This window comes from Chryseobacterium vaccae (genome assembly GCF_009602705.1).
GTDB classification, from domain to species: domain Bacteria; phylum Bacteroidota; class Bacteroidia; order Flavobacteriales; family Weeksellaceae; genus Chryseobacterium; species Chryseobacterium vaccae.
Genome location: NZ_VSWH01000001.1, coordinates 208032 through 232702, shown reverse-complemented (window position 1 = coordinate 232702; position 24671 = coordinate 208032). Strand labels below are relative to the sequence as shown.

The window sequence follows — 24671 nt, the reverse complement described above, 5'->3', positions numbered from 1 at the left end:
TTCTTGCGGGAGCGGGAGTTTAAAGCTCTACAATAAATAAGGAAATGGCTATTTTGAGGTAGTAAGCGCAGCAATTCTCGCTTTTGCATAGGTAATCTGATCTTTTTCTTTCTCCGGATCCGGTTTACTTTTAAGGTATAGATTATAATAAGATAAAGCATTTTTGGTTTGCTTCATACTCAGGTCGTAAAGCAGTCCCAAGCGGTAATTAATTGTATTACTGCTATCAAAAGTAAGCCCTCTTTTGTAAGCCGTCACTGCTTCAGGAAACTGGTTTTTCGCTTCGTAAATACCTCCAAGTACAGTATAATAAACAGCAGTATGCTTTGATATTCCTTCTTCAATGGTTTTCTTAGCATAGATAGCTGCAAGATCGAAGTTTTTCAGTTCACGGTAACTCAAAGCCATAAAATACAGGGTACCTTCATTCTGAATCCCCATATCTTCCAGAGTTTTAAAAACAGTAGCACAGGTCTGATAATCTTTTAAATAGAAATAAGCCTGCCCCATTTCATTGATCACATTGGCATCGGTATTATTTTTCATCAGCTTTTTTCCTGTATCTATTACTTCCTGATATTTTCCCAGAAGATTGGCAACCGGAAGTTGTGCCTGCTGCAGGGTAAAATTCTCTGTATCTGCGGCAATAGCTGTTTTCAGAACATCGTAAGCAGGCTGGTATTGTTTCAGTTCTTTATAAGCCATGGAGAGGTCATAGGCAACATCCGGATCAGTAGTGTTCAGACGGTTTGCCTTCTTAAGGTAGCTCAATCTGGCTTCTGGAGTTTCTGCATAAACCGCCAATTGTTTACAGGCGCTGAAATTAAGACTGTCCAGCTGCATAATTTGCGTTAGATAGGTTTTAGCTTTCACTGCATTTCCCCTACGCGAGTTGATATTAGCCAGGCTGAACAGAATAGATAGATTGTTGGGTTCTGCCGTATTGGCTTTCATGTAGTTTTTCTCTGCTTCCGGAAGTTTTCCTGCCATCATATTGCAGTAAGCCATCTGAGTAAGTGCTTTTACATCCTGTGTATCTTGAGGATAAAGGCTTTCCAGATATCGTGCGGCATCAGCATACCGTTGGTTCTCATAATATTCAAGCAGCTTTTCTTTATCTATATTTACAGCCTGAGCGCTTATTGTATTGAACCCTAATACAATAATAAACATCGAAATCCATTTCTTCATGGTTAGTCATTTTTGACTAAAATATCAGTTATTTGCGGATTCTCCAAATTTTAAAGCCATATTATTCACAATACAAAGATGTTTTATAATCCGGAGCATAATAAAGTAATCTTAGGTCGTCCTGACTTTTAGTTAAGCATTTTTTGTAAATTCATCATCAAATATATTCCGGCTGATATGAACCATGAATTTTATTGTAAATTCCTCTCCCCTGATCCGTCTCTTGATGTCTTTGTTGAAAGCATAGGAATGTTTCATAATCCATCAGATCAGCCTAAAGAAGTTGTGATTATTCCGGATGGAAGAATCGACCTGTTTTTTTTACAATCCGGACCGGAATCCTTTCACATAATGCTGATCGGACTGGAAACTGCTCCCGAACAGAGAATCATTCCTCCTCATACCCTGGCATTTGTAGTCAGTTTCCGGCCACTAGGAGCCGAATACATTCTGAAAACTTCCATTGCTGATATTTTAAATACAGCAAGAGAACTTCCTATTGGTTTCTGGAACTTCACAAAGGATATCATGAATGACTTCGAAACATTTTACCAGCACGTTTCCCATGTTCTCAAAGAATTAGCTCCTGAAACCATAGACTTAAAAAAGCGTCTTTTGTTTGAGCTCATTTATGCTTCAAAAGGTGAAATTAATGTCATGGAACTTTCTGAAAAAGTCTCGTGGAGCAGCAGGCAGATCAACCGTTATTTCAGTAAACAGTTTGGGCTCTCCTTAAAATCATATTCTACAATTCTCCGTTTCCGGGCTTCTCTGGAACATATTGCAGAAGGAAAACTTTTTCCGGAGCTCAATTTTACGGATCAGAACCATTTTATTAAGGAAATCAAAAAATTTTCCGGCGTGATTCCCAAAGAATTGGCAAAAAATAAAGACGACCGATTTATACTATTATCTGTTTTAAAACAAAAATAACTTTGCATCTGTAAATTCAATTAAGATGCTTATAAAAAATAAATCAATAGCCATTATCGGCGGCGGTCCTGGCGGTCTTACGCTGGCCAGACTATTACAGCTTAAAAATGCAGATGTAAGGGTATACGAAAGAGATTTCGACAAAAATGCCCGCGTACAGGGATCTCCTCTGGATATGCATGAGGACTCGGGGATGGCGGCCCTACGCGGGGCAGACCTTCTGGAAGAGTTTAAGGAAAACTACCGTCCAGGAGCAGATAAAACCCTGATTGTTAACCACCATGCCAAAGTATTCTACAGCGATCATGATAGCAAACCTGACGAAGATTTCGGAAATGCCCATTTCAGACCAGAGATTGACCGTGGCCCATTGAGAAATATGCTGCTGAAATCCCTTCAACCGGAAACTGTAGTCTGGGACAGTCATTTTATTTCTATGGAAAGACAGGGTGAAGGCTGGATACTGCATTTTAAAAACGGTTCATCAGCGTATGCGGATCTTGTTATTGCTGCAGATGGTGCTAATTCTAAAGTTCGTCCCTATCTCACAGATATTAAGCCCGTTTATTCTGGAATTACTATGCTTGAAGGGAATATTATCCAGGCAGAAAAAACAGCTCCTGCCATTACTGATTTTCTTAAAGGCGGAAAGATCATGGCTTTCGGAAACCATCAGAATTTACTGCTTGGACAGAAAGGAAACGGTAACCTTGGATTTTATGCAAGTTTCAGGGCGGATGAAAACTGGGCTTCAACCAGCGGTCTTGATTTTTCTGATCAGACACAAATCCTGGACTGGTATAAAAAAGAGTATTCTGAATGGGATGACAGCTGGACGGAACTTTTTGAAAATGCCGAATCTCCCTTTATTCCCCGCCCAATCTATTATATGCCATTAGATGAAGGTTGGAAAACCCGTCCTAATCTAACGTTGATTGGTGATGCCGCCCATGTGATGCCCCCATTTGCCGGAGAAGGAGCCAATATGGCAATGCTGGATGCTCTGGAACTGAGTAAATGCCTTACCAATGATAGTTCTCACTCCATGGAAGAAGCTATTGCTCTGTACGAAAACCAAATGCGGAAACGGGCTGGCGAAGCCATACAGGAATCGCTTGATAACGGTGAACGAATGCATTCGGAAAAAGCTCTGGAAACGATGCTTGCGTTTTTTAACGGACATCAGGGTAACAAAAACGATTAATATTCCTTTGTCTATTTTTCTATTTTTCAATAATTTAACCATTCAAAAAACTGATCATGGAAATAACATCTGCCGCAGCATTTATTGACTATTATGAAAAAATAAGAGCCCGGACGATAAAGCTCATCGAAGTGGTTCCTCCTGAACATATTGATTTCTCCTATAAACCCGGGAAATTTACCATCGGAGATCAAATCAGACATATTGCTGCTATTGAACGGAACATGTACGGAGAAACTATTTCCGGAAGAAAAAGCTCCTATCAGGGTTGCGGTAAAGATCTGGCGGACGGCTATGATGAGACGGTAAAATATTTTAATGAAATGCATCGGCAGATGATTGAAATTCTTAGTGGGCTTTCTGATGAAGACCTCAACCGGAGATGCCTCACCCCTGCCGGAAGTGAAATATCGGTATGAAAGTGGCTGCGGGCTATGACGGAGCATTAAATCCATCACAGAGGCGAATTGTATATTTACCTTAATTTACTGGATGTGAAAACACCCCAGATCTATGGTTTTTCTGCTGAAGAGGTTCAGGAGATGAGTGTAAAACCAACCTCTGCAGACTGATAAGGAATTCCAGAAATAGGCATCATGAAAAATCCTTTGAAATCAAAAAACAATACAGCGTTTCCGGTTTTTACTTATATTTGAAGGCCGTCTCAGCTTCTGCTGAACACAACCCCCTAACGATAAAAAAATAATACATGAAAAAAGTAACCGGAATTGGAGGCATCCTCTTCAAATCTAAAGATCCAAACGCCATGAACGAATGGTACAAAGCTCATCTTGGTCTTGAAACCAGCCCTTACGGAACCAGTTTTGAATGGCTTCAGACCGATGGTAAAAAAGGACTGACCCAATGGGCCCCTTTCGCAGAGAATACAAAATATTTTGAACCTTCTGAAAAAGACTTTATGATTAATTACAGGGTTGAAAATCTTGAAACCCTGGTGGAAGAGCTAAAAAAAGAAAATGTAACGATCCTGGATGAAATCGCCACTTATGATTATGGAAAATTCATTCATATTTTAGATCTTGAGGGTAATAAAATCCAGCTTTGGGAACCGATTGATTAGTATTTTATACAGATAATATGAGAGGCTGTCTAAAAAGGTCAGCCTCTTTTTTTATTTCCGGTATCTTCTATGGCTAAGAAAACCCTCTCTTAATTTGTGGTGAATCTATTGTTATAGCACAGATAATATATCAACTAAAAGCTTGTGCTAATATTTGTAAATTTTCTTTCAATTTTACTTTTTGCATGTTTTCTATATTTTCGTCCCCACCAAAAACTAAGGCAGGTATAAACGTTAAACATTCATCAATTGCTACCGGACCGTATTTATCAAGCGCAGGTAGCTCTATGTATCCATACCACTCATCTTCCATATAAAGCCTACTTCCTGCGTATCCTTCTAGAAATCGATTTAATTTATTATCTACATATATATATTCTTCTGTTTGTATATTGTAAAAAGCAATACACTTTTCATTATCAAGTTCCCCAATTAAATAAAAATTACCCATTGCCGTTTTTGCAAAAGGCATAATAGATTGATTTTTTAATTTTGGAAACTCTTTTAATAATGTTTCATAATCAAGAGGATTTATAAAAGAAAATAATCCCTCCATGAAAACTGATTCACCATAATATTCAAGATATTCCAAAAGAACATCACTATCGATAAGAGTGGCTAATTGTGCCGCATATTCTATTTTTAAAGTTGATATATCTATTGTGCTAATCTTTTCAGGCTCATTCAATCTATCTATAAAATCCTCATGTATCATTTTAAACTACTTTTAGTGTTACATTCATCATTAACTTATTCTTATTTGGTTCTGGAGTATTATTATAATGCAATTCTGCATGTTCTCTTAAGATTGTGGTTTGTTTTTCGTGATTCTCTTTTTGTGACCATTGTTGTGTGCCAATATACCAATTTGCTCAAGATCCTCCAATTATATCACTATTTTGAAGATCCGTTCGATTGTATTGTGTGGTTTAAAATTATCTTCTAAAAAACTTATAATTACGACTCGTCAATTATGTTTTTGATAAAGATAAAAACTTTTTGAAATAAAAATGCCACACGAAAGGATTCATGCGGCAACATGGGATTGATTAGTATTTTATGCTGATAATATGAGTTTCGGCGGGCCTTTGGCCCGCCGAAACTTTACATAAAAGGTTTCCAGCATTTTACTGCGGATCAATTCTCAATTTAAAACTCCCTATATTTACTCAATCTACAATGTTTCTCTCATGACCATAAAGTTCCGAAACCTTTTACCTACAGAAAGCGCTCTTTACAGAACCATCAGACTTGAAAGCCTGAAGCATTTTCCAGAATCATTTGGTGCAGATTATCAGGAGGCGCTAAAAACTGAAAAACTCAGGCTGGAAACTGATATAGAAAACCAGACTTCGGGAAGGTTTGTAATGGGTGCATTTGTGGATCATGAGCTTATCGGAATTTGTGTATTTATTGAGGAGAAAAACAATACAGGCCATATTTATCAGATGTATGTAAGGGCTGAAGTTCAGGGTAAAAATATAGGTTCAGGACTTCTCAGTGCAGTTATAGAGGAAGCTGTTCACAGATTTGGTACGCGTGAAATTATTCTGGAAGTAACCTGTAAAAATATCAAGGCTTATAAGCTATACGAAAGAATGGGGTTCAAGGAGGTTTCTCCTCATCCTGGAAAAAAAGAAACGCTTATTGTCATGAAAAAGAGATTATGAAGGTTATCAAGAATAACTATTGATCTGTTTTTACTCTTTTGATAACATTAAAATTGTATGACAGTCATCAATACCTATAGCTAAAAGTAACTTCCATCCTCCCCCTTCCAGCTTCCGGCGTTTTAGGACTAAGCTTATTGATCCTGTAAAGTTTTGAGTCTTTTATTTCTCGATAATCATGATTTTAAAATACCGTTTTTTAACGCCACTTTCTGTATAGTTGCTCCCTTCTGTTAGATAAAGTGTTTTCCCGTCTGCCCAGAAAGATTTTCCGATAATGCAGAGCCAGGTTTTGGTCTGTTTTTCAAATTCTTTATCCAGCTGTATAATCTTTACATATTCATTGTTGATTTTGCGCTGAATAAAATAGAAACTGCATTCCTGCCCTCCGAAATGACCATTCAGCCTGAATGCCTTGCCGGGTGAATTTACGATCATATCAGGGTTTCCGGTGTCTTCCGTTTGCAGACCGTTTTTCAGATTAAAGCTCACATCAGTTGTGTGGCCGCCTTCGCACAGTAGTATATCTTCCCCCGGAAAATAGGCCACAAAAAATTCTCCGTCAAAATCATTTTCGTTCTGAAATATTTTTCCGTTTCTGAAGCGGATCTTTTTTACAGCCTGATTTTCGCCGTATTCATCTTTTTCAGAAAATTCTACAACGCCTTTCAGTAATTTTCTGGCTTCATCAAAATTCTCGATTTTCGTTATTTTCTCCTGCCGGTTTCCCGCTTTTGTTTCTGCTGAATAAAACTGTATTGAATCTATTTTTTCAACCTCAATATTGTATTGAACATCTTTTACTGAAGGTTCTTTTTTTTGAATCGTATCAGAAACTTTGATTTCAGAGGTTGTTTGTGTAATTGTTTTCTCTTCCTTTTTTTTGAAGCAGGACTGCAAAAAAATAGCGAATAGGATTAATGTAAGTATTTTTTTTCTCATTATTTAATGTTGATGGATTTTCAGGTTTAGTCGTCGATTTTCTTAAATACAGAGCCTTTATGGGCCGCAATATAAGCGGATTTATCACTTTTTATCTCATACTGAGGGTCTTCCGGACTGGCATGGTGGGTATAGCCTTTATAATCAAAGTCTTTGGTATGTACTTTAATAATATTCCGGCTTCTGAGTTCCAGCTTACTTGATCACCAATTTTAAATTCCGTTATCACTGGTTGGTATTTTTATGGTTTAACTGAATAAATTTTCATCCGAATAGCAGACCTGTCCATCCACAATACGGGCGGCCGAAGTATAAGGATGTTCTTCTGTTTTCCCGTGATTCATAATGTGGTGGACTTTCCATCCTGCGGCTTTCAGGTAATCTGAAATCATAGACCGATGGCAGCTCCACCAAACGGCTTCTGAACACATATACGCTGTAGTTTTTTCTGATGCTGTATCTTCTAATTTCCGGACCGCAGTTTTAAACTCATCGGTTTCCATATAGTCCGCATAGCCTCTGAAAGAATCATTCCGCCAGCGGTCATTTGGTGAATCAGGCTGTACTTTTCGTCTCCCGCCAAGGCTTTCCATATGAATATAAATGATGCCATTTTCCTGAAGCTCTTTTTCAAGGTTTTCTTTATCAAACCATGGATACTTTTTTGAACCCGGAAATCGTCTTATATCCACCAATAACTCAATCCCGAATTCTTTCAGCAGGGCAAGGAAATCTTCCATGCTTCGGGTAGAATGGCCTATGGTATAAATGATATGAGGGTTTTGAGACTGCATCTGAAATACGCGACAACAGCGTCACAATTTAGTTGATAATATTATTTACAGGTCTGGATATGGTTTCAAGATGTTTTCCGGCCAGTTCATGTATGGTACTTTCGATCATTTCGCACATACTGTTTAATGCAAGATCATTGTCTTCGGTTCCGAAAGGTTCTTCAATCTCATCCGCAATGGCTTCAAAAGCAACAAAAGTATAGGCTACAAATACAACGATAAGCGGAGTAAACCATCCTAAGCTGTCTACCAGACCAAATGGCAAAAGAAAACAATAAATATAAACCGTACGGTGAAGCAACACGCGATAACTGTACGGGATAGGGGTAGACAAAATCCTCTCACATCCGCCTACAACATCCGCCAACCGGTCTAAATTTTCATCAAACCGTCCCTGCTGGATAGAATCTATTCGTCCTTCTTCCCTGGCCCTTTCTACCCATTCTGCCAATAACCTCATCAGTACGATAGGTTTATACTTTGCGTTTTCAACGATTTTCAGTTGTTCAGGATGAAGCCTCTTTTGCAGGTCTTCATGAGGATCAGAACCTCTCAGCTGATGCTTCAGGGCATATAAAAAGGAGCTGAGTAAATTCAGAAAGTCTTCAACAGCAGCAGGATCTGCCTTTTTTCCTAATGTGAGTGCCTGACGTGTCAGCGCTCTCGCGATATTGAGCAAAGCTCCCCAAAGTTTCCTTCCTTCCCAGAATCTTTCATAGCTTGCATTGTTCCGGAATCCCAGAAAAAGAGCCAGCACAAACCCAAACAGAGTAAGCGGTGCCGGATTAAGCGGTATTTTGAAATCTAAAATAGTTCCGTGGAAATACACCACTACCAAAGATAAAATAAAAAGAAGCCCCAGCCTGGGCAGCAGCCCTGGAAGTACCGAACCATGCCATACAAAAAGCATTCTGAACCAGTGTTCTTTTTTTCTTATAATCATAATTTCAGGGGTATACCTTAAACTCTTACAATAATACGGATTTCCGGTGGTTTACTCAATAATATGGCTGTAAAAGGCTTCATTTAAAGACATATTTTCTGTCTTAAATCACATTAATGGCCACCAGATATCACAAAACCTTCCGGTCATTGACCAGAAGGCTCTGCTTCTCCTGCAAAAACAGGATCTTTTTATTGAAAAATTACTGAGTTGCTTTGATAAGTGCTTTGGTGATCTGTTCTTCTTTTTCTTTGGAATACGTAGAATCGAAAGGTTCCATCACATCAAATAAATACTGGTAGAAAGGAGTTATTTTCTGTACATTTTCAGATTCTTTCATCGCTTTTTCTTTCCCCATCTGCTGAAGTTCTTTGATGAAAACATTGAACTTTTTATCGATAGGTTCAATTGATTTTACCAGATAAGCATAGGCTTTTTCGTTCTGACCGATCTTTTTGTAAGCATCTGTAACCGCAGAAACCACAAGAGAATATTCCATTGGTTTCGTTCTCATCTGCCTTTTCACATACCTTTGATCAGCAGGATCTAAGCTTAGGTAATAATCATATTCTTTAAAGATTCCTTTTTTAAGGATTTCCGCCAGCTGAAGACCTTTCTGTTCCTGTCCGGCCACGATATATCCAGTGACCATCGCGCTTAATGACCGCGGATCATTGTATTTTTCTGCCGGGATTTCTCTTGCAGCAAGATCAAGAATTTCAATTGCCTTAGTTTTTTGTCCGCTTAAAGCCAATGCCGAAGCAGCTCTACTAGCCGATGTTCTGTAGCTCATGATGTTTGAAGTAGCCGATTCATCATAATAAATACTAAGATCTTTAAAATTGCCCCACTTAAAGTTTTTCACCACGTTGTAAAGAGAATTTGCATCTACTCTGCCTAAATCTCCATCCGGTGTCTGTTTTGTATGGATAGGAACCAGTCTGTAGCTGAACCCGTCAAACTGAAGGTATTCATCGAGATAGAAAATATTTTCGCTTTCATAAACTCCGCCTGAAGAGAAGTTAATCGGACGTTTCCAATCAAAAGTGGCCAAAAGATCAAGCATCATCAGATTGCTTTTATAAAGTGTATTGGCTTTGTAGGAAATCATAATCTGATTCACGGTATCCGGAAGATCTGCCTGCGTAATAATTCCTGCTTTTACAGCATTTTCTTTGTTTACCGGAAGGATAAACTTATTAACCGGAAGGATATTATATTTTTCATATTTTTCTTCCCCGAAGTACATTTTCAGAAGCTCATCTTTTTCAGGAGATTTTAGTCTGATAAATTCAATCGCTTCCTTCAGGGTAATGGAGTCCTGTGTAAGGTATTTTCTGAAGGCCTGGAATTCCGTATCCGGAGCCCCTTGCTCTTTCAGCATGGAGAAAAATCCTTCCCAGTCTTCTTTTTTCATCAGATAAATCTGGTCATTTACTCCGTCTCTGTATTCATCATGTGTCAGCTGGGTTGGAATTCCTGCTGCATTGTAGGTTCTTCTCCTTACCTGATCAATATTCCATGGGGTGGCCAGCAGGGTAAAGTTGACGGTTTTCACATCATCCCTGAATCTTTCTGTTTCCTGGATGGCCCATACCGGAAAGGTATCATTATCCCCGTAAATAAAAATAATATCATTTTTTGGTAAAGATCTGAGAAAGGAATATGCAGAATCATAAGCTGCCGTTTTTTTACTACGGTCATGTGACGTGTAATTCTGGAATCCCATCATGAAAGGTATTCCTAATAAAACAGCTCCTAAAACAATATTGGCTCCGTTGGATTTTATTTTAGATTGAAGAAACCATAAAATAGCTCCAGCCCCCAATCCGATCCAGATGGCAAAAGCATAGAACGAACCTACCATCGCATAATCTCTTTCCCTTACTTCAAACGGTTTTACCCCTGTATAGAAAACAATTCCTACACTTGTCAGAATAAACAGGGAAAGAAGGGCATAAAATCTTCCAAAGTCTCTGTTCAGCTGGAAAAAGAAACCAATCAATCCTAAAATTAACGGAAGAAAAAAGAATTTTACCGTGCTTTCATTTTTAAATTTCGCAGGCATTTTATCCTGATTTCCAACTAAAGCATTGTCAATAAACGGAATTCCTGAGATCCAGTTTCCGTTGGTGATTTCCTTGTGTCCCTGCAGATCATTTTGTCTTCCTACAAAATTCCACATCAGGTATCTGGCAAAGTAATATCCGTTCTGGAAGGAAATGAAATAATCAAGATTCTGAGCCAGTGATGGTCTCTGTACATTGATCAAATCATAGGGTTTTACTTTTAAATAATCTGCTGCCGTGATGGTTTTATCTTCATATTTGGCTCTCAGCTCATCAAAAATTTGTTTGGCCTGAGGATTATCTGCAACATCTTCATTGTCATAGTTGAAGGTAAAATCCGGAGCCCCATATAACGCGATATAGTTTTCCATGATCTCTTTATCTTCTTTAAACATCCTCGGCATAAAGCTGATATGAGATTTGTTGAATACGTAATTGAAGCGCTCACCCGTTTTCCTGTAGGTTCCGGTTTTTTCATCCTTTTCATACATATCTCCGGTTTTATCTATTTTATAGCTTCCGTCTTCGTTTTTCTCCATTCCTTTGGCATCAAGGAAAGCGGTATAATTCTGTCCATAAATTGTCGGCCAATCTCCGTACTGCTCTCTGTTGTAATAATCCCGCATTCCGATCGCCGTATCAGGATCGTTAAGGTTCATTGGAGGATTGGCGTTTGCTCTGATGGGGATCACCATCCAGCATGAGAAACCGATGATCATATAAACCACTGACAGTACAATGGCCTGGTAAACTTTTCTTTTTGCTTTCCTTGCATATTTAATCAGGAAATAACATGCTGCTGTCATTAAAATAAATGCGGCAATGGTCCCTGAATGGAAAGGAAGTCCCATCCCATTCACAAAGAAGATTTCCAGATTTCCGAACATCGTCATGATCAAAGGGAAGATAATTTTGAAAACAATAATCAGAATTCCCAGAGTAATCAGATTCGCCCAGATGAAGTTTTTCCAGGAAAACGTATAATTTCTGGCGTAATAGACCAGACAAACAGCAGGAATCGCCAGCATACACATCATATGAACTCCTACAGAAAGGCCAATAATAAAGAAAATAAGGATGATCCACCGCTCATTGTCGGCTGCCTGATAATCATTTTCCCATTTCGTGATCAGCCAAACCAATAAAGCAATAAACATAGACGCCATGGCATATACCTCTCCCTCCACTGCTGAAAACCAGAATGTATCCGAGAAAGTAAAACACAAAGCTCCTATAGCTCCGGCAAAAAGAATGGAGATTTCCTGATGTTTTGCTATTTCATCAAAATCTTTGTTCAGCAATCTTCTTACAAAATGGGTAATGGTCCAGAACAGGAAAAGAATGGTAAATGCACTGAATACCGCGGACATGGTGTTGATGACCACAGCATAGTTTTCTACGTTCCCCATCGCAAAAATGCTGGCCACAGCCCCCACAATCTGGAATAATGCCGCTCCGGGAGCATGCGTTACTTCAAGTTTTACCGCAGAAGAGATATATTCCCCGCAGTCCCAAAAGCTGAGCGAATGCTCAATGGTAGAGGTATATGTAATTAATGCAATGATAAAGACCACCCATCCTAAAATGGTGTTCCATTTTTTAAAAGACCAGTTTTTCATATAAATATTTAATTCCAATACTTATTAAGACAACTAGCCGTAACAGATCATTACATGGTTTTAGTCAAAAATGTAATTTTATTTTTTCAGCCGTTTATTTAACAGAATTCCAAAATCAATGATTATCATTTTATCCCGGAAAGTAAATTTCTGTTTTCTTATTTTAAAGACATCCGGGAGCTGCAGAATATTACATAGAGTTGATTAAAATGGAATGCAAATCATTCATTAGAAAAAAACATAAATTCTATTTATTCCTTACCATAAGTGCTACAAAAAATCAATTTTCAGTTTAATATCAAGGGCATTTTTCTGATTCAGGCTGTTTCCGTTTTTGAATATAATCCATAATTTAAGACCCATAAAACTTATTAAAATGGGAAGAAAAAGAGGAAATCTCATCGTCAACCCTTTTTGAACAAATGGACTTAATATCATTAATACAGACAGAATAACAGACAGAATAATCTGTACTCCTGCAATCTCTTTTCCCAGTTTTTTATTTTCCTGATCTTTCGTTCTGTAGGTTAAAATCAAAGGGAAAATAACTCCTCCGAATGGTATAATCAACCCTGATAAAGCGGATAAATTAATCATTTTTGCCCTATCTGTTGTCACTTTTTTTGTTTCTTCATCTGTATCAGGAATAATGTCTTCAGGCGTCACTTCCAAAGATTGCGCAATGGCTTTCAGGGTAAAACCTTTGGGTATATTTCCGGCTTCAATTCTCTGAATAGTTCTTAAAGAGAGTCCAGATTTTTCGGCAAGCTCAGTCTGGGTAAGGTTTTGCTGTTCTCTCAGAATCTTAACCCTGTTGTTCATTTTCATCCGGTTATGAGTTTAATTCATGTCATTTGCGAAAGTACAGGATTTTAAAGAAATTTCGCTGTTTTTTCTAATAGGTATTGTTCAGTCCTCCGTCTAAAGGTATGCTGGCTCCGGTAAGATAAGACGCATATTCTGATGCAAGAAAAGCTGCCAGATGTCCGTATTCTTCCGGCTGTCCCAGTCTTTTCATCGGGATTTTATTTTCCCGGTTTTTTAGAATTTCTTCAACAGGAAGTCCTGTCTGCTGAGCTTCGTGGTGAATCAGGTTTTGGATTCTTTCCGTATCGAAATAGCCGGTGAGAATATTATTGATGGTAATGTTGTGCTGTGCCACTTCGTTGGATAAGGTTTTTGCCCAGGCGATCACTGCTGAACGGATAGAATTGGAAAGGGCTAAGTTTCCAATAGGAGCTTTCACGGAAAGTGAAGACACATTGATGATCCGTCCGTTTTTCTGCCTGATCATATGAGGTAAAGCCAATAGTGTTGTTTCGCATACCGTTTTAAAAAGCAGGTCAAATGCTTTCTGGTAATCATTGGTTTCTTTTTCTAAGGCAAAACCCGGCTCCGGACCATTGGTATTGTTCACAAGAATATCTACAGCATGATTCTGAAAATATCCGGCAATGATTTCTCTGTATTTCTCAAAATCAGAAAAATCAGCAACGAGATACTGATGCTTCTGATCGGGACTAACAACAGGAAGTGAGGCTGTAATATCCTTTAGTTTGGTTTCATTTCGTGCCATGATGGTAACATTGGCTCCGCATTTGGCCAACTCAAGGGCAATTCCGGCGCCAATTCCCTGGGTGGCAGCTCCTACTAAAGCATTTTTTGATGAAAGACTGATATTCATAGTGAAATGATTGTATATGGATAAAGTTACGAAAAGTTTTGACGACGGGAGCTTGAAGGTGAAGGATGTAAATTATTTCCATCGTTGATTTCAATTCTGAATATATCAATTTCAGTTGTTTTTTAAACCATTAAGGGGATTCAGCTTTTAAGATTGATTAAGAGGAAAAATCAATGATTTTTAATAGGCTAAATAGTAGAATTAAGGCTCAATCTAATCCCGGATTTATTTTGATTTCCGGATTAGCTTAACTAGCTTTTTTATTTTGGCAAAACGGGAGGTGCTACTCTTTCTGTTTTTGTGGTCAGTGTGCGTAGAAAAGCTTCCAATTGTGAGATTTCTTCATCAGTAAGATCCAGTAATCTTACAAAAGTTGATTTTTCAGAATTCAGAGTAACTCCTTCATGAATGGTTGAGCGTTTTTGTGCATATTCCGGGTTTCCTTTGCTGTAGAACTGTATGACTTCCGTAAGGCTTGTCATGGAACCGTTATGCATCCAGGGTCCGGTTCTTGCGGTCTCACGAAGACCCGGCACACGAAACTTCCCTGCATCTTCCGGCTTTTTAGTCACCAGATAACGCCCCAAATCTTCTCCTGTTTCCCCCAACAGAGCGGTTCCTACATTTTCAAACCTGTTATTGGAGAAATATCCTGAGTTGTGGCAGTTCATACACTGCGCCTTGGTACGGAAAAGATGCAGCCCCATAAGTTCGTCATCAGAGTAGGCATCGGCTTTTCCACTGATGAAAAGGTCAAATTTTGCGGTTCCGCTTTTAACCGTTCTTTCAAAAGTGGCTATCGCTTTGGCTATACGGTCTTTGGTTACTGTCTTATCACCGAAAGCTTTTTCAAACAATATTCCGTAGCCATTGATTTTTGCAATTTTTCCTGCGGCAATATCAATATGCTCACCCATTTCCCGTTCATCCTGAATCGGCATATGGGACTGTTCTTCCAATGATGACGCTCTTCCGTCCCAGAATAAAGGTTGGGCATAAGCGGAGTTCATAATGGTTATTGCATTCCGGATACCCAGCTGCCGGTCATGTCCGAAAGAAAAAGTTCTGTTATCTCCCCAACCCAGTTCCGGATCATGGCATGAGGCGCAGGCAATCTGGTTGGACCGGGAAAGCCGTGGATCAAAAAAAAGGGTCTTGCCCAGCAATGCTTTATCTTCGGAGTATGGATTGTCTTCCGGAAAGCCGACTTCCGGTAAATGCCCTATTTCAGTAAAATAAGGAGCCGCATCGGGATCAAGGATTGGTTTTGGCCATTTTGAAGGGTTTCCTGAGGAATATAATATCCTCAATTCCGCGAGAAATGAAGACTTCTGCCGGAATTCTTTCTGAACACGGGTATTTAAACAGTTCTGCAAAAGAGAAACCGTGAGAAATACAATCAATATCCAGCTTATGGCATTCTTCATTATAAAACAGGATTTTGGCAAAAATAACTATTCTTCGCCAATACTTTTATTATTACGAAATGATATTCGTTCTGTGATGGTTATTTTGAACTGTTTTTAAACATCATACACTCTTTTATACTGTAAACGGATAACGTTCTCCTAATCCGGGGCCGATATTGTTCAATGTTTTATAAAAAGTCTCTTTTATGAGTTGCGGAATAATTTCGTATTCATCATAACAGTCATCCAGCTGGTGGATTATATAAGCCATCTGAAGCCACTGCCCAAAGTTTATTTCCATGGGCAGAAGTTCATCGGACGCATCATGATCATAGAAAAAAATGGAATTCTCTTTATTCAAAAACCAACGGTCGCCCTGTCCGTTTCCGGCAAAACACCAATAGTCTTTCCACTCAGATTCCTTGTTTTCAGAAACGGCTTCCACAGCGTTATACAGGATCGTTTCTGAGGCAATTTCAATGGTTCTGATGGGTGTTACTAGATTTTTATATTGTTCAGAAAAAGGAAATGTTATTGTTTTTGGAAAGTTCTGCGGATTTCTCTTTTCTTTCAGAATATCTGCTTCTGCTTCAGAAACTTCCGGTATGGTAAACATGGTCATATCAGGCTTTATGAGTTCCTCAGGTCACCAATCTCTTTTACCAGTTTCGGATACATCTTCTGCAAACCTGCTCCGCTTTTCGGCTCACGGTTCATCTTCCTGTCCATACTGTCGTAGTGATTGCCGGGATACAATTCATCTACAGTATCTCTTATTTCTGATTCGTCTTTATTGTCATGATTTTCAGAATAGGCCCGGTCTGATACATACAGAAGTTCTTCACCCCAGCAATCACCAATATCAAAGCTGTATTTTCCGTTTACGAATGACTGAATATCTTTTGTAATATCTTCAAAGAATTCTTTTCCTTTCAACAGCAGCCAGCATCGGAAATAGATGAAGCCGTCATCGGAAAGATAACCATCAAAAACATAGGTTCCGTTTTCCAGTCTAAAGTTACCTTCAAGGATAAAGGAAAGTTCTGCAATTTCTGCAGTGTAGAGCACACTTAGTTTTTCCTGAAGTGTTTTTTCGAAAAGAATCAATCTTTCTTTCCCGAATTTAGAGAGATAGGATGTCAGGTTTTCTACATGCTCATCTATATCATATTCGCTCCAATGGGCTTTTTTGTATTTATTTGATTTTTCGATGGCTTCCCAGAAATAAATATCTGCTTTCTCCTGTTCCGAAAGTTCTTTTTTCTGAGGTATTTCATCGTTTTCCTGAATTTCAGTATAGCCTTTTTTTATTTTCTGGCTGATCAGTTTTTCAGATTCCCGAGTGCATTCTTTTTCATCAGCAAATTCTTTGACGGTTTCACGTCCTTTTGTTCCGGTTTTTCCGAATGTTATCGTTTGTGTAGTTCCTGTATATTCAATATTCCAGAATTTATCCGAGAGTTCCTCCTGATTGATGAAGTTTCTTTTCATAAAGCTTTGTAAAATGTGACAAATGGTGAAAAATCTATTTTTCAGAAAAACTAAACTACAAAAAATAAAGGGGAAATACGCTTTCCCCTTTATTTTCTTTCTCATACTTCTGTGTTATACAGAAAGATTTTTTTCCATTTAGCTACGGTATTTCTGCTCAGCTTAAAATGGACGGCCAGCTGGGTATTGTTCAGTTTGTTTTTTTTCTGATATTCAAGCATACAAATGATATCAGATTCTTTATAGGAACGGTATCTCTGGCTGTTCTTTTCAGATATTCCGAAAATAAGGGTATTGATTTTCATTACATCTAATGCCAGAAGCTCTTTTTTCAATAATAATCCTTCACATGCGTTATATTTTTCCGGATATTTTTTAAAGAGAATATCGGTATAAATCTGCTTAAAGTTGGGCTGTCTGTATTTTTTCATTGTTTTTATCGGTTATATTTTTCAATCCATTTGAAAAGTGTTGTTTTAGGAATTGCATAGCGCTCCATGACTTCTTTTCTGGTCATATTTTCAGAACGAATCTGTTCAAGGACAAAATCGATGACTTCCTGTGTATAAATGGTCTTCCGGAATTGCGGCAGGCCTGTCACTTCTTTTGTTGTTCCTTTTTTCATTTTCCGGGAAGGTGGTGAATACAAAATAAGATGCTGGGAATAGGTTCTGAAGAAATCATATTCCAGAAACTTGCTCCATTTCAGCAGCAGATGGGTATCTATACTTTCCGAGCCATACATTGCTTCTATTTCCTGCTCTGTGCATTGAAAGAAATTACAGATTCTGAAAAGCTCCAGACCACTTTCTTTAACCGCATTCTGAATCATATTTCCTATATGGATATTTTTGAAATTCATCTGTATTTTTATATTAAAAGTCCTGCCGGAAGCCAGCCTCCGACAGGACGGAATTATATATATAACTTGTGTTTTATATTGTATGGTATTATATCTCTTTCCTCATTAAAAGGTCAATCTGAATAAATACCAGATTCTGACTTTCTATTTCCAGTAATTCCAGCTGGAACCGTCAAATACAGCCAATGATTTACTCGCAGTATCATAGCACATCATTCCCGGATAAGGACCTTTTACTGCTGTATGAGGGGTATTGATCTGGGGAAGGATCAGTGCTTTACTTTGTGCCTCCAGAACCAATACTCCCCTGGCATTGCTAGTTGATGCCCCGATAATCACGCCCTGGTTACCCCCGGATTCTGCACTTGTATTTGTTATGATCTGTGAATCGTTTCCTGAATCGCTCAGTTCAATCCAGACTCCGTTTTCATACATTTTTACCTTTTTATCGCTTTTATCAAAGAGAAAAGTTCCATTATTCTCTGGTGGAGCTGAAGATAAAGCCCCGGAAAGATTATTCACGGCAGAAAGTATAATGCCATTGGTATTTCCGGCTGTATTATTAAAATCTAAAATGGTGGCTGTACCATTAACGCTTTCTTTTCCTATGGCAACCTGGCCTGAAGCAAAAACAGCTAACGAACAAAACAGGATGCTGTATATTATTTTTTTCATTGTATTCAATATTAATTATTAGTCATTACAACTTCTTTCAATGCATTTCCAGATCGTACCATTGTACAGTTTTACACATTTATCCTGAATGTCATAAACAATCATTCCTTCTTTAGGTTCACTGATCATAGAAGAATTCTGAACTCTGGTGATCACCAGTCCTTTCGTATTAGATTCCAGAGCAACGAAACCGTTTGGAATACTTCCCGGCCAATCGCCCAATTTATTGTGTTTGGTAATACCGAGTCTGGTGGGAGTACCTGCCATTGTAAAGTTTCCTGGCTTTGTACAAAATCCTTCGCACCCTGACTGAACTGAGCCGTTCTGAGAGGTCCCTATCCCCTGTCCTGCTGTTCCCACTATTGTAGGAATACCATACTGATCAACACAGGTTCCATCCTTACATAAATTCTTATTGAGAGCTGAAGAACCTGTCCCAACCGTTAGGGCTCCTCCCGCATCCATCAATTGTGAATTGGTTATATTCTGATCTCCTTCTAAGGCATCAAGGCATCCGTCATTATCAGAATCAAGGTCAAGATGATCCGGAATTCCATCTCCGTCGGTATCCTGAGTAAAGCATTTTCCCTGTAAAAAAGTATCAAAGGCAAAGGCCCATACATCTGCAGCCACTTTTAATGTAGCATTGGTATCTATCGCAGCAACAGACTGATTGTCTATAAAAATTGTAGCATCCGGTATTAAAACTATTTTAGCTTCTCTGTCTCTTACAAATGTGGCCTTCCCGGCTGCATCTGCCATAATAGAGATATAATTTCTCTCTGTGGAATTAATTGTCATTTGTACTGAGCCCGACATATTAAAAGTAGTTACCGGCCAATATCCATTGGTAAATACAGCTTCACCTGTAGGCCCATATGGTATTGAAGGGTTGGTGCTTACATTGGATAGTATATACCCAAAATCTGTTGCATTATTCTGAAGAGCTATTACTCCTTTATCATGGTTTACTGACCATGAAAAAATACGTTTATTGGTTGCTGTCAATAATTTATCAGATGAAGTCTGCGTTTCATTGGCAGAAGATCCTGTATAAAATACATCTATTTTATCTGCCAATAACTGGGCTTCAGTAATGGCATCCTGCGTAGCGTACGGAACAAAAGTGATTCCCGGAAATTTATTATAAACCCCTGTTTCACTGAAGTTCAAAGGATTATTCAGCATATTCATCATCAGACCATATTTACCTAAGGTGGTGTCCAGATAGCCAATTCTTAAATTTCTGTTCAATGAATTGCAGCTCAGTCCTTCATCTGTATCCAGTATTCCGTCATTATCATCATCAAGATCAATACTGTCTACTATTCCATCGCCATCACTGTCTTTACACTGGTTGATGGTACTGTCCAGTGCATTGGGATCATAAAAACTCAAAAAATCAGGTATACTATTCAGATTTGCATCAACAATATCTGCCAATCCATCGCTATTAATGTCTGTTGATGTACCGGCCTGGGCAGCAAAAGAAAAGTTTGGGGATGTATTTCCTGTTGCTCCTGCTTCAAGCGCATCGCTGCACCCGTCCCCATCTGAATCTAAATCCAAATGATTGGGTATTCCATCTCCATCCGTGTCAAGAAATGTACATTGAGTATGCAAATATTTATCAAATATATAAGCCCAGGTATCTGCGATAGCCTTTTGATCATTGTTAGCCGGAGTAGTCATTCCGGAATTATCATTGTATATGGTGGCATCAGGAAAAATAACTAAATTATATTCCCTATCTGCCACTACAACGGGTCTTAGATTAGCGTCTGTCATTAGAATATCGAATGTTCTTGAGGCAGACATTATAGTCATCTGAACACTTCCTGACTGCAATAGTGTAGGTGTGGGCCAATATCCGTCTGTATATACACTTTTACCCATTGTTCCTGAAGGTGTATTAGGATTTGTATTATTAGGTGTTGTTTTATATCCATAATCTATTGCATTATTCTGTATTGCAAAAATTCCTTTATTATGGTTTTTTGCCCAATTGACCAATATTGTATTTACAGACGTCGGAACTTTATTGGTTGATGAAGTACCGGTAGCGTTATTATTATCTTCAGCTGTAGAACCTACAAAGAAAACATCAATATTATCTGCCAGTAAACCTGCTTCAGTAACTGCCGCTGCCGAGGCATAAGGAATTAAAGTTACTCCTCTTACTTTATTAAAAGTACCATAGATTCCAAAATTCTTTAAATTATATAAGAGATCTGTTGCCAATCCGCTGCTTCCTGCTCCCAGATTTAAATAACCTACCCTTATGTTTCTGTCAAGTTTACCACAAAAGTTTCCTTCATCTGTATCCAGCACTCCATCATTATCATCATCAATATCGATGGGATCCGGAACACCGTCATTATCTGTATCCAGACATAATTTCTGATTAGCAAGAAGAGCATATTTATGATAGGTAGAAGTATATTTCACTACGCCATTATCTAAATTTGCTTCCAATGAATCTGCCAATCCATTACTGCCGTATGGCCCTGGAATTACTGAAACATTTTTATTGGTGGCTGCACCTCCTTCATACGCATCAGAGCAGCCGTCTCCATCAGAATCCAGATCTAAATGATTAGGAATACCGTCTCCGTCAGCATCTGCATGGCAGGATCCAGGTTTGGGATGAGCCGAAGCATTATAAGGAACTGAGGTTGATATTATCGAAGTAATTTCATGAATCCTTGCTGTTCCGACTGTTCCGTTAGAAGAGTTGCCGGCGGCTGTTGTACCCATATATCTTATCTGGTAATACTTATATGGAATTTGTGAGGAAATAGCAAATGACCGGGGCCCGGTAGCAAGACTAAGGCCATTCCCTACAGTAAGTACCGTGTAAGTGACTCCATCGTTTGAACCATACAATTTTCCGTATATCGTTGTTGACGTCATGCCATAATTACTTTGAACAACAGTTAAAGAGCTTAATACTACTGATGTAGGATACTCTATTGTAAAAACCGGTGTACCCGGTGTTATTGTCTGGCCAGCTGCAAAAGTAAAAGCAGCAGCTCCATCATCTGTATTGTCATTGTATAATAATGCGATATCATTCCCAACTGAAGGATTTGTTCCGGAACCATAGAAAGATGATCTGACTGAAGCAATTCTATGAGCCTCAAAAACGTTGTAAAAACATTCCGGAGATTCTTCTGCATCCAGTATTCCATCATTATCATCATCAAGATCTACGTCATCAGGAATGCCATCATTATCAGAATCTGTGACGCAGCCCGCCAATTTTATATAGTATCTGTAATCTCCTTGAGATCTGGCATTGGAGGTCCCGGTAAGATAAGGATAGTAGTTTCTTATTTCAATACTTCCGGAAGTTATAGTGAGCGAAGATGGGAAAGTTAAAACAATATGATTTTTCACCCAGCCTGTAGGAGTTGCCGGAGCATCCCGTTTAGACTCCCGGATCTGTACAGAAGGCTGGCCATTGATCATTGCACCTCCAAAAGCGGTTGCAGGGGCATACACCGTTCTGTCATTATAATCTGCAATATGATAAGGAGTAGGATCATTATCCCGGGGAATGACCATGTTCATATATTTAACGCCATTTACCCAGAGTTCAGTTGTTAAACCGTCATTATAATCGTCAAATGCAATATCAAATTCCAGCTTATTGGTAGTTATACTCACTCCGGTATATGGAGCAGCAAAAAATCCTTTAGCAATAGTAGTTCCTCCTGCATCATCGTCAGATAAAACATATGGATCACTTCCGTAATTAAATCCAAAGCCTCCCCGGTTAGGATCATCTTTCTGGGTCTGTACCCAGTTAAAAATATTATCACTGCATTGGCTGTAGGCTATACTTGCAAGCAGTAGTGAAAAGAGAAATAAAATTTTTTTATTCATCAGCTTTTATATTTTAAAATTGATTGTTGATTTTCAAATCGTCGGTTTATTTCTAAGGAATCTGTGTTTTTGGAGAAATAAACCAATTCATATCTTTATGATCGTGTATTGCCAGAAAAGGCGGAGGTCTTGTATATTTTTTTAAATAGAAATCATCCGTTGGATCTCCTGAATTTCCTACAGATAAAAAATACTTCTCAGCATCTGAAAAAAGAAAAACAGACAGCCTTAATAAAAACATCGCCATTACTATTCTCAGTTTCGAAACTGAAATAACAAGTAATAAAATGATTAATGCTATATCGTATTTTTCTGATGCCATCAATGTGTTGTAAAATCAACTGCAAATGAATGAAACCCATCAAAAAAAATAAAAAAAACAGGCCCTCATCAGGCCCTCTATTTAAACAAAATAATGACTATCAGTGTCTTACAAAATTAAAAAACATCAATATTTTCCCAATAAAAAGTTAGAATTATATACCTTTCCCTACTGAAGCGTTACCGGATTTTTCTATCCCGGAAAAAACAGGCATAAAAAAAGAACCTTTTACAGGTTCTCGTTATAAAAATAAAATACTTGCTAAGCTCCATCTATGTATTTTCTGATCCAGACCATTAAGTCTTCTTCCGGACTGAGACATAGCCTTTTTCTCAGATTATATCTGTTATTTTCAATGGTTTTGGAAGCTTTAAAAGTATATTCTGCAATTTCTTTGGTAGAAAAACCCATATAGATATAAGCACAAAAAGTGAGTTCAGAGGCTTTTAACATTGGGTTTATTTCCAGCATTTTTGTACAGAAATCAGGATAGACTTCCTGAAAACGGCCCCAAAATTGAGAAGAGTTCCCTTTTACAAGATCACTGAGTTCAGAGAATGATTCAGAGACTTTTTGTTGCAGCTTTTCAATTTTCTCTTCTCTTTCTTTTATTTCTGATTCTATTTCGGAAAGCCTGATCTTCTGCTCTCCAATAATTTCTCTTTTTTTCTTCCGGATCTTCTGATAACGTATTATAACTACTGCCAGCAATACAATAAAAGCAGCTGTTACCAACAGAATAATCAATATATTTCTTTTCATTAAATCCGACTTTTCATTCTGTTTCTTTAGCAGGATTCTGTCCACTTCTTTTTGAACAATCCTTTTATCATCTTCCAAATCCAGCTTATGCTGAGCTTCTGCTTTTTTCAGATAATCAATTTCTTTTTCACCGTTGCCCAGCATTTTATAGGACTCCGCTATTTTAGAATCTACATAGGCTGAATTCTGCATGAATTTCTCTTTATTCTCTGCCGCTTTTACATAGAAATCGATAGCATGGTTATAATCATAGGTCTGAAAATAGTAATCTCCATAGGTTTCATAGAATGGAGCCAGATAATGATATTTTTCAAGAACTGCCTGGTCATAAGCCTTCTGAACAAAAGGATAAGCTAAAGCAGGTCTTTTTTCCTGCAGATAGATCCAGCTTTTATAAAAATAAATAAAAGCCCTGCCTCTGTAGATCCTTTTAGCAGAAAGATATTCATTCATGGGAATTTTTTCAGAAGCAGCAATAGATTTATTGGCATATAAATGTGCTGTTTTATAATCCTTCAATTCTGTATAATAGTCTGCAATGCCAATATACATATTTGAAGTAATCAGTTCTGACTCCAGATCAGTTCTTCCCTTCAATAAATCCAGCACTTCCAGATTATTCTGATAAGCCTGTTCAAATAAAGACATTCTGCTGTAATAACCAGCTTCCAGGCTTAAAAAAGAGGCTTTTAGTATATTATTTTGCTGAACCGCTTTTTCTTTCATCCCTTTTTCCAGATAGGGAGCACATTCCTCAAACCGTCTGAAAAAAACCAGAGACCGCACAATATAATAATAAGACCAAGCCTTTCTTTCGGAATCACCTGCTTTCTCCGACATATCCAAAGCCTCTTTTGAAAACTTCAAAGCATTACCAAAATCTACCTGCGCACAACTGTCCGAAAGCCTGAGCAGCTTATCAATTTTCATCAATTCATCCCGGTTTTGGGAAGAATACAATTGAGATTGAAAAATAATAAGCAACAGAAAAATGATTTTCTTATGTCCAGACATAGCGTTATTAAGAAAAAAATTAGGGCTGAAAATATTTATCATGAAAATATTTAATAACAGTACAATTAATAAGGAAACAGAAAAAAGACAAAAATACTATATAAAAATCGGTATTTAC

At 38.1% G+C, this 24671-nt stretch carries 23 protein-coding genes; 5 read left to right on the top strand and 18 right to left on the bottom strand.

Features of this window, described 5'->3' with window-relative positions:
- Positions 1-48: 48 nt before the first annotated feature.
- A complete protein-coding gene (locus FW768_RS01005; protein WP_153391568.1) occupies positions 49-1191 on the bottom strand; it encodes a tetratricopeptide repeat protein in 1143 nt (380 codons plus the stop codon).
- Positions 1192-1368: 177 nt separating this feature from the next.
- Here FW768_RS01005 and FW768_RS01000 point away from each other — a divergent pair, with 177 nt between their 5' ends.
- The 4 genes from FW768_RS01000 (at position 1369) to FW768_RS00985 (ending at position 4409) form a co-directional block, all read left to right on the top strand.
- The gene (locus FW768_RS01000) at positions 1369-2124 is read left to right on the top strand and encodes a helix-turn-helix domain-containing protein (RefSeq protein ID WP_153391566.1); all 756 of its coding nucleotides are present in this window, start codon (positions 1369-1371) and stop codon (positions 2122-2124) included.
- Positions 2125-2149: 25 nt separating this feature from the next.
- Positions 2150-3328 carry an FAD-dependent oxidoreductase gene (locus FW768_RS00995; protein WP_153391564.1) on the top strand — a complete coding sequence of 393 codons (1179 nt, stop codon included), beginning with the start codon at positions 2150-2152 and terminating at the stop codon, positions 3326-3328.
- Positions 3329-3384: 56 nt separating this feature from the next.
- Positions 3385-3747, top strand: coding sequence for a DinB family protein (locus FW768_RS00990; protein WP_231128603.1), 363 nt, complete (start codon positions 3385-3387; stop codon positions 3745-3747).
- 290 nt (positions 3748-4037) lie between these two features.
- Positions 4038-4409 carry a VOC family protein gene (locus FW768_RS00985; RefSeq protein WP_153391562.1) on the top strand — a complete coding sequence of 124 codons (372 nt, stop codon included), beginning with the start codon at positions 4038-4040 and terminating at the stop codon, positions 4407-4409.
- Between the two features lie 130 nt (positions 4410-4539).
- Here the strand turns inward: FW768_RS00985 and FW768_RS00980 are convergent, their stop codons facing one another.
- Positions 4540-5124: a T6SS immunity protein Tdi1 domain-containing protein gene (locus FW768_RS00980; RefSeq protein WP_153391560.1), complete on the bottom strand. Its 585-nt coding sequence runs from the start codon at positions 5122-5124 to the stop codon at positions 4540-4542.
- Positions 5125-5599: 475 nt separating this feature from the next.
- Between FW768_RS00980 and FW768_RS00975 the strand changes: the two genes are divergently transcribed.
- On the top strand, positions 5600-6079 hold the full coding sequence (locus tag FW768_RS00975) for a GNAT family N-acetyltransferase (RefSeq protein ID WP_153391558.1): 480 nt from the start codon (positions 5600-5602) through the stop codon (positions 6077-6079).
- 162 nt (positions 6080-6241) lie between these two features.
- Here the strand turns inward: FW768_RS00975 and FW768_RS00970 are convergent, their stop codons facing one another.
- The 16 genes from FW768_RS00970 to FW768_RS00895 form a co-directional block, all read right to left on the bottom strand.
- Positions 6242-7021 carry a hypothetical protein gene (locus FW768_RS00970; protein WP_153391557.1) on the bottom strand — a complete coding sequence of 260 codons (780 nt, stop codon included), beginning with the start codon at positions 7019-7021 and terminating at the stop codon, positions 6242-6244.
- 26 nt (positions 7022-7047) lie between these two features.
- Positions 7048-7191 (bottom strand): hypervirulence associated TUDOR domain-containing protein, encoded by a 144-nt coding sequence (locus tag FW768_RS00965; protein ID WP_231128783.1) that lies wholly within the window; start codon positions 7189-7191, stop codon positions 7048-7050.
- A 78-nt stretch (positions 7192-7269) separates the two neighbouring features.
- A complete protein-coding gene (locus FW768_RS00960; RefSeq protein ID WP_153391555.1) occupies positions 7270-7815 on the bottom strand; it encodes a DUF488 domain-containing protein in 546 nt (181 codons plus the stop codon).
- 28 nt (positions 7816-7843) lie between these two features.
- Positions 7844-8758, bottom strand: a complete 915-nt coding sequence (locus FW768_RS00955) for a bestrophin family protein (protein ID WP_153391553.1) — start codon at positions 8756-8758, stop codon at positions 7844-7846.
- A gap of 202 nt (positions 8759-8960) precedes the next feature.
- The gene (locus FW768_RS00950; protein WP_153391551.1) at positions 8961-12446 is read right to left on the bottom strand and encodes a glycosyltransferase family 117 protein; all 3486 of its coding nucleotides are present in this window, start codon (positions 12444-12446) and stop codon (positions 8961-8963) included.
- Between the two features lie 270 nt (positions 12447-12716).
- Positions 12717-13274, bottom strand: a complete 558-nt coding sequence (locus FW768_RS00945) for a helix-turn-helix domain-containing protein (RefSeq protein ID WP_310001557.1) — start codon at positions 13272-13274, stop codon at positions 12717-12719.
- A gap of 67 nt (positions 13275-13341) precedes the next feature.
- Entirely contained in the window at positions 13342-14130 is a 789-nt protein-coding gene (locus tag FW768_RS00940) for an SDR family oxidoreductase (protein ID WP_153391549.1), read from the bottom strand.
- A 260-nt stretch (positions 14131-14390) separates the two neighbouring features.
- The gene (locus FW768_RS00935; RefSeq protein ID WP_153391547.1) at positions 14391-15557 is read right to left on the bottom strand and encodes a cytochrome-c peroxidase; all 1167 of its coding nucleotides are present in this window, start codon (positions 15555-15557) and stop codon (positions 14391-14393) included.
- A gap of 115 nt (positions 15558-15672) precedes the next feature.
- A complete protein-coding gene (locus FW768_RS00930; RefSeq protein ID WP_153391545.1) occupies positions 15673-16161 on the bottom strand; it encodes a hypothetical protein in 489 nt (162 codons plus the stop codon).
- Positions 16162-16169: 8 nt separating this feature from the next.
- A complete protein-coding gene (locus FW768_RS00925) occupies positions 16170-17030 on the bottom strand; it encodes a DUF4240 domain-containing protein (protein ID WP_153391543.1) in 861 nt (286 codons plus the stop codon).
- Between the two features lie 101 nt (positions 17031-17131).
- Positions 17132-17461, bottom strand: a complete 330-nt coding sequence (locus FW768_RS00920; protein ID WP_153391541.1) for a helix-turn-helix domain-containing protein — start codon at positions 17459-17461, stop codon at positions 17132-17134.
- 5 nt (positions 17462-17466) lie between these two features.
- Complete coding sequence (locus FW768_RS00915; protein WP_153391539.1) at positions 17467-17892, bottom strand: transposase; 426 nt, start codon at positions 17890-17892, stop codon at positions 17467-17469.
- Between the two features lie 144 nt (positions 17893-18036).
- Positions 18037-18567 carry a hypothetical protein gene (locus tag FW768_RS00910; protein WP_153391537.1) on the bottom strand — a complete coding sequence of 177 codons (531 nt, stop codon included), beginning with the start codon at positions 18565-18567 and terminating at the stop codon, positions 18037-18039.
- Positions 18568-18585: 18 nt separating this feature from the next.
- Positions 18586-22455, bottom strand: a complete 3870-nt coding sequence (locus tag FW768_RS00905) for a hypothetical protein (protein WP_153391535.1) — start codon at positions 22453-22455, stop codon at positions 18586-18588.
- Positions 22456-22507: 52 nt separating this feature from the next.
- Positions 22508-22777, bottom strand: coding sequence for a hypothetical protein (locus tag FW768_RS00900; protein WP_153391533.1), 270 nt, complete (start codon positions 22775-22777; stop codon positions 22508-22510).
- A gap of 261 nt (positions 22778-23038) precedes the next feature.
- The gene (locus FW768_RS00895; protein WP_153391531.1) at positions 23039-24469 is read right to left on the bottom strand and encodes a tetratricopeptide repeat protein; all 1431 of its coding nucleotides are present in this window, start codon (positions 24467-24469) and stop codon (positions 23039-23041) included.
- Positions 24470-24671: the final 202 nt, after the last annotated feature.

Coding starts and splice junctions, on each gene's coding strand:
- FW768_RS01005 (WP_153391568.1), bottom strand. CDS start 1,191: ATGAAGAAATGGATTTCGATGTTTATTATTGTATTAGGGTTCAATACA.
- FW768_RS01000 (WP_153391566.1), top strand. CDS start 1,369: ATGAACCATGAATTTTATTGTAAATTCCTCTCCCCTGATCCGTCTCTT.
- FW768_RS00995 (WP_153391564.1), top strand. CDS start 2,150: ATGCTTATAAAAAATAAATCAATAGCCATTATCGGCGGCGGTCCTGGC.
- FW768_RS00990 (WP_231128603.1), top strand. CDS start 3,385: ATGGAAATAACATCTGCCGCAGCATTTATTGACTATTATGAAAAAATA.
- FW768_RS00985 (WP_153391562.1), top strand. CDS start 4,038: ATGAAAAAAGTAACCGGAATTGGAGGCATCCTCTTCAAATCTAAAGAT.
- FW768_RS00980 (WP_153391560.1), bottom strand. CDS start 5,124: ATGATACATGAGGATTTTATAGATAGATTGAATGAGCCTGAAAAGATT.
- FW768_RS00975 (WP_153391558.1), top strand. CDS start 5,600: ATGACCATAAAGTTCCGAAACCTTTTACCTACAGAAAGCGCTCTTTAC.
- FW768_RS00970 (WP_153391557.1), bottom strand. CDS start 7,021: ATGAGAAAAAAAATACTTACATTAATCCTATTCGCTATTTTTTTGCAG.
- FW768_RS00960 (WP_153391555.1), bottom strand. CDS start 7,815: ATGCAGTCTCAAAACCCTCATATCATTTATACCATAGGCCATTCTACC.
- FW768_RS00955 (WP_153391553.1), bottom strand. CDS start 8,758: ATGATTATAAGAAAAAAAGAACACTGGTTCAGAATGCTTTTTGTATGG.
- FW768_RS00950 (WP_153391551.1), bottom strand. CDS start 12,446: ATGAAAAACTGGTCTTTTAAAAAATGGAACACCATTTTAGGATGGGTG.
- FW768_RS00945 (WP_310001557.1), bottom strand. CDS start 13,274: ATGAAAATGAACAACAGGGTTAAGATTCTGAGAGAACAGCAAAACCTT.
- FW768_RS00940 (WP_153391549.1), bottom strand. CDS start 14,130: ATGAATATCAGTCTTTCATCAAAAAATGCTTTAGTAGGAGCTGCCACC.
- FW768_RS00935 (WP_153391547.1), bottom strand. CDS start 15,557: ATGAAGAATGCCATAAGCTGGATATTGATTGTATTTCTCACGGTTTCT.
- FW768_RS00930 (WP_153391545.1), bottom strand. CDS start 16,161: ATGACCATGTTTACCATACCGGAAGTTTCTGAAGCAGAAGCAGATATT.
- FW768_RS00925 (WP_153391543.1), bottom strand. CDS start 17,030: ATGAAAAGAAACTTCATCAATCAGGAGGAACTCTCGGATAAATTCTGG.
- FW768_RS00920 (WP_153391541.1), bottom strand. CDS start 17,461: ATGAAAAAATACAGACAGCCCAACTTTAAGCAGATTTATACCGATATT.
- FW768_RS00915 (WP_153391539.1), bottom strand. CDS start 17,892: ATGAATTTCAAAAATATCCATATAGGAAATATGATTCAGAATGCGGTT.
- FW768_RS00910 (WP_153391537.1), bottom strand. CDS start 18,567: ATGAAAAAAATAATATACAGCATCCTGTTTTGTTCGTTAGCTGTTTTT.
- FW768_RS00905 (WP_153391535.1), bottom strand. CDS start 22,455: ATGAATAAAAAAATTTTATTTCTCTTTTCACTACTGCTTGCAAGTATA.
- FW768_RS00900 (WP_153391533.1), bottom strand. CDS start 22,777: ATGGCATCAGAAAAATACGATATAGCATTAATCATTTTATTACTTGTT.
- FW768_RS00895 (WP_153391531.1), bottom strand. CDS start 24,469: ATGAAAATTGATAAGCTGCTCAGGCTTTCGGACAGTTGTGCGCAGGTA.